The sequence below is a fragment of the Prevotella sp. DNF00663 genome, from assembly GCF_001553265.1.
Classification (GTDB): Bacteria; Bacteroidota; Bacteroidia; order Bacteroidales; family Bacteroidaceae; genus Prevotella.
The window spans coordinates 1-5,220 of the sequence record NZ_KQ960637.1 but is presented as its reverse complement, the minus strand read 5'-3'; the positions used below and the strand labels follow the sequence as shown (position 1 = coordinate 5,220).

The window sequence follows — 5,220 nt, the reverse complement described above, 5'->3', positions numbered from 1 at the left end:
AAGAGAGTGTATCAATTTTGACACACCCTCTTGATATCTTATTTTACAGAAACACCTTTTAATTCTAACTGTTTTTGTAAGCGTATCAATTCATCGCGATATTGTGCAGCCTGTATGAAATCCAAATCCTTGGCAGCTTGTTGCATTAATTTCTTGGTATGTTCGATACTCTTTTCCAATTCCGGACGCGTCATACGCTTGACTATAGGATCTGCTACAAATGCCATCTCTGTAGGTTCTACATACTCTTGATATTTGCCCTTTATAACATTCCTATCCTCTCCGGAATCAGTACCAATCGGGAATGTTTTAATATCTTTGACAATCTGCATCGGCGTAATGCCATGTTTTTCATTATATTTAAGCTGTTTACAACGCCGCCTAGCCGTTTCATCAATGGTTGCCTGCATACTATAGGTAATGGTATCAGCATACATAATAACCTTACCATTGACATTTCTAGCCGCTCTACCAGCAGTCTGCGTCAAACTTCGTTTACTGCGAAGGAATCCTTCTTTATCAGCATCGAGGATAGCTACCAACGATACTTCGGGAAGATCGAGTCCTTCTCTCAACAGATTGACTCCTACAAGCACATCATATACACCAACACGAAGGTCATTCATTATCTTGACACGATCGAGTGTGGCTACATCACTATGAATATAATTTGCTTTGATATCGTGATTCAATAAGTATTCAGTCAATTCTTCTGCCATTCGCTTAGTCAAGGTAGTCACCAACACACGCTCATGCCGATGAATTCGGGTAAGAATTTCATCCATCAAATCATCTATCTGATTTTCACTGGGACGTACTTCTATCTCCGGGTCTAATAGTCCTGTTGGACGAATTATCTGCTCAACAACAACACCTTCAGATTCACGTAATTCATAATCTGCCGGTGTGGCACTGACATAAATGACTTGATGGATTAGTTCGTGGAACTCCTCAAATCTCAATGGACGATTATCGAAAGCTGCCGGAAGTCTAAATCCATATTCTACCAGATTTTGCTTTCTTGCTCTATCACCACCATACATTGCATTGATTTGAGGAACACTGACATGGCTTTCGTCTATAACTAGCAAGAAATCTTTTGGGAAAAAGTCTAAAAGGCAATACGGACGCTCGCCCGGTTGTCGACCATCAAAATAACGTGAATAATTTTCTATCCCACTACAATGGCCTAACTCTTTTATCATTTCCATATCATACTCAACACGTTCTTTAATTCGTTGAGCCTTTATGTTATTACCAATTTCATGAAAGTATTCAGTTTGCTTGACTAAGTCATCCTGAATCATACGAATAGCCTGTTCAGTTTGCTCCTTAGACGTGACGAAAAGATTGGCCGGATATATCTGATAATCCTCAAAATCAGATAAACGCTGAAATGTAAGAGCATCAACTTCTTGAATGCCATCAATCTCATCATCCCACCATGTAACTCGCAAAACATTATCACTATAAGCCATAAAGACGTCGACAGTATCTCCTTTTACCCGGAAATTGCCTCGTTTCAATTCTATATCATTTCTCACATATAGAGCATTGACCAATCGACGCAAGAAGTCATTCCTATCCAATCGCTGCCCTCTTTTAATAGAAATAATACTTTCTTGCATGGCAACAGGTCCGCCCATACCATAAATACAAGAGACAGAAGAGACAACAATAACATCTTTTCGCCCAGAGAGAAGAGCAGACACTGCTCCAAGTCGCAACTTGTCTATTTCGTCATTAATAGCCAGATCTTTCTCTATATAAGTATCAGATGACGGCAGATAGGCTTCCGGCTGATAATAGTCATAATAAGAAACATAATATTCAACGGCATTATCAGGAAAGAAATCTCTCATCTCTTGATACAACTGAGCTGCTAAGGTTTTATTATGACTAAGAATCAATGTCGGTTTATTTGCGTTAGCTATAACATTAGCTACCGTAAATGTCTTTCCAGAACCGGTTACTCCAAGTAATACTTGTGCGTTATCCCCATTTTGTAATCCCTCTGTCAGTTCTGAAATGGCCTGAGGTTGATCACCCGTTGGCTTATATTTAGATGTTAATTTGAAATTCATCTCTACAAAATTACAAAACACCTTGGTAATAGCGTTATAAAGACTAATAAAATACGAAAAAAGATTTCGTTTACTTTGCCAATCCTAGAAATATCAGTAACTTTGTATCCTCAAAGCGACAATATGAAAAAAGTATTTCTGATAACAATAAGTACCATTTTGCTCTTCTCTAGTTGTGCCCAAGAGTTCAACAAAGTGTACAAGAGCAATAATTATCCTTATAAATACGAATTCGCTAAAGAATGTTTTGCCAATGGCAAATATACTAGAGCCATTACTCTGCTCACAGATCTTATAGCTGTCGAGAAAGGAACAGATAATGCAGAAGAAAGCCTATACATGCTAGGTATGGCATCTTATTGTAGCAAAGATTATGAAGGTGCTGCACAAGCTTTCAAACGCTATTATCAGTCATACCCACGTGGACAATTTGCAGAGATGGCTCACTTCTACGAAGGACAAGCTATCTATGAGAGTACCCCAGAGCCTCGTTTGGATCAATCTATGACTATCACTGCTATCTCGGCTTTCCAAACTTTCCTAGACCTTTATCCAGATTCAAAGTTCAAGAAAGTAGCACAGCAACGTCTGTTTGAACTGCAAGATAAGTTGGTAACAAAGGAATATGCATCGGCAAAGCTATATTATGATTTAGGATCATATTTCGGCAATTGTACGAGCGGTGGTAATAATTATCAAGCATGTATCATCACTGCACAAAATGCATTGAAAGATTATCCTTATAGTAATAAGCGTGAAGACTTTTCATTGCTTATTATGAAAAGTAAATTTGAATTAGCTCAACAAAGTGTAGATGAAAAGAAATTTGAGCGCTATCAAGATGCAGAAGACGAATGCTATGGTTTTCTAAATGAATACCCAGATTCTAAAGAAAAGGAAACTGCAGAAAAATACATAGAAAAATGTAAGAAATATACTAATGAAGATAAAACGGCTCATGCTGTAAAGCAACCAGAAGACCAGAAATCAGAAAAAGAAAATAATTAAATTACATCAATAATAATGGATTATAAAAAGTCTAAAGCTCCAGTTAACACTGTCACTCGTAACATCATGGATCTCTGTGATGAGACTGGAAACATCTATGAAAGTGTAGCTATTATTGCAAAACGTGCAAATCAGATTTCTGTAGAAATCAAACAAGATTTAAATAAGAAACTTGCAGAATTTGCTTCATACAATGACTCATTGGAAGAGGTGTTTGAAAATCGTGAACAGATTGAAATATCTCGCTATTATGAGAAACTACCAAAACCTACATTGCTAGCTACTGAGGAGTTTACAGAGGGAAATGTATATTGGCGCGATCCCGCTACAGACACAGACAATCTTAGTATAGACTAAAAGATGTTACAACGCAAACAAACATTATTCTTGCTTGCAACTATCGTGGTAATTTGCTTCTGCCTCTATTTGCCGATAGCTCACTATACACCACCTACTGGCATTAGCAAAGGAGCTATATTATTCAATTTGGCAACATATAATCATCTGGAATCCGGAATAGATTTCTCTAACTGCCCATTGTTCATTGTACAAAGCTTATCTGCCATTATAGCAATTATCACAATATTCCTATACAAGAATCGTCAATTACAAGTGAAGTTTTGTAATGGAGGGATTATTCTACAACTAATCTGGTATGCGCTATATGGCTTCTATTTGTATAGTAATCACGATATATTAGGAAGTGCACATATTAATTTTGCAGCATGTTTACCACTTATAACTATTATCCTCCTCTATCTAGCAAGACATGGGATTGTGGCCGATGAAAAACTGGTCAAGAGCATGGACAGAATTAGATAAAATAAAAGAGCAGGATTTTCAATCTTGCTCTTTCATTTTCTTAAAACATAATCTTGTGTATTATTGGTGCCATATCATAATATTTGTATTCGGCTAATCTTCCACCAAACTCTATTTTTTCCTCTTTAGCAGCTAAAGCTGCATATTGACGATAAAGTGCTTGGTTCACATCATCATTTACAGGATAGTAAGGTTCGATTCCATCTTTCCATTCCATACTGTATTCTTTACTGATAACAGTCTTTGGACAAGCATTAATAGCAGAACCAAACATTTCAAAATGTTTATGCTCTATGATGCGTGTATAAGGCACATCAGATTCCGTATAATTAATAACAGCATTTCCTTGATAATTAGCCGTATCAAGAATTTCTGTCTCAAACTTAACAGTACGATAGTTCAACTTTCCAAATCTATAATCGTAAAATTCATCTATCTTTCCTGTAAATAAAACTTTATCAGCAAGATTCAGCCAATGTTCTTTATCTTGAAAGAAGTCAACACCAACCATAACATCCGCACCGTCCAACAACCCATCTATCAATTTATTATATCCACCAATAGGTATACCTTGATACGAATCATTAAAATAGTTATTATCAAAAGTTAGACGAACAGGTAAACGTCTTATAATAAAGGCAGGAAGCTCAGTACATTTTCTTCCCCATTGCTTTTCCGTATACCCCTTAATCAACTTCTCGTATATATCCTTCCCTATCAATAATAAGGCTTGTTCTTCTAAATTACGAGGTTCATCAATACCCAAATTCCTCATACGATTCAAGGCTTCAGCACGTTGCTCAGCTAATTTAGCTTCAGCTTCAGCCGGCGTAGTAACACCCCACATTTGATAGAAAGTGTTCATATTGAAAGGAAGATTATAGAGTTTCCCTCTATAATTTGCAACAGGAGAATTTGTATAGCGATTAAATGGAACTATACTATTCACAAAGTCCCAAACCCCTTTATGATTCGTATGGAATATATGTGCACCATATTGATGTACATTAATTCCCTCTATATTGTCACAATAAAGATTTCCTCCGGTTTGTAGACGCTTATCTATTACCATACAACGCCTACCCTTGTGAATCTCACGATACGCAAAAGTAGAGCCATACAAACCTGCACCTACAATTAAATAATCATATTTTTTAGCCATTATCAAGAAATATTATGGTATTATACAAAGTTAGCTAAAAAGCTAATATGTTGCAATAATATTCCAAATAAAAGCTCAAAAAACTTGTATACGCCGATTAGGGAGAGCTAGGTATACCCAAAAAAGCCCCGACTACATTCAGTA

5 protein-coding genes are annotated in these 5,220 nt (G+C 36.6%); 3 read left to right on the top strand and 2 right to left on the bottom strand.

Going from position 1 to position 5,220, the window contains the following annotated elements; all coding sequences use genetic code 11:
* Positions 1-38: 38 nt before the first annotated feature.
* The gene (uvrB, locus tag HMPREF3034_RS08135; RefSeq protein WP_062434687.1) at positions 39-2,084 is read right to left on the bottom strand and encodes an excinuclease ABC subunit UvrB; all 2,046 of its coding nucleotides are present in this window, start codon (positions 2,082-2,084) and stop codon (positions 39-41) included.
* 123 nt (positions 2,085-2,207) lie between these two features.
* Here uvrB and HMPREF3034_RS08130 point away from each other — a divergent pair, with 123 nt between their 5' ends.
* The 3 genes from HMPREF3034_RS08130 to HMPREF3034_RS13165 are packed head-to-tail and all read left to right on the top strand — an operon-like array spanning position 2,208 to position 3,914.
* Positions 2,208-3,092: an outer membrane protein assembly factor BamD gene (locus HMPREF3034_RS08130; protein ID WP_052053052.1), complete on the top strand. Its 885-nt coding sequence runs from the start codon at positions 2,208-2,210 to the stop codon at positions 3,090-3,092.
* Positions 3,093-3,107: 15 nt separating this feature from the next.
* Complete coding sequence (locus HMPREF3034_RS08125; protein ID WP_036900850.1) at positions 3,108-3,449, top strand: DNA-directed RNA polymerase subunit omega; 342 nt, start codon at positions 3,108-3,110, stop codon at positions 3,447-3,449.
* A gap of 3 nt (positions 3,450-3,452) precedes the next feature.
* Positions 3,453-3,914, top strand: coding sequence for a DUF4293 domain-containing protein (locus HMPREF3034_RS13165; RefSeq protein WP_062434684.1), 462 nt, complete (start codon positions 3,453-3,455; stop codon positions 3,912-3,914).
* Between the two features lie 40 nt (positions 3,915-3,954).
* Here HMPREF3034_RS13165 and glf read toward each other — a convergent pair whose 3' ends face one another.
* Positions 3,955-5,076 (bottom strand): UDP-galactopyranose mutase, encoded by a 1,122-nt coding sequence (glf, locus tag HMPREF3034_RS08115; protein WP_062434681.1) that lies wholly within the window; start codon positions 5,074-5,076, stop codon positions 3,955-3,957.
* Between the last annotated feature and the right edge of the window lie 144 nt (positions 5,077-5,220).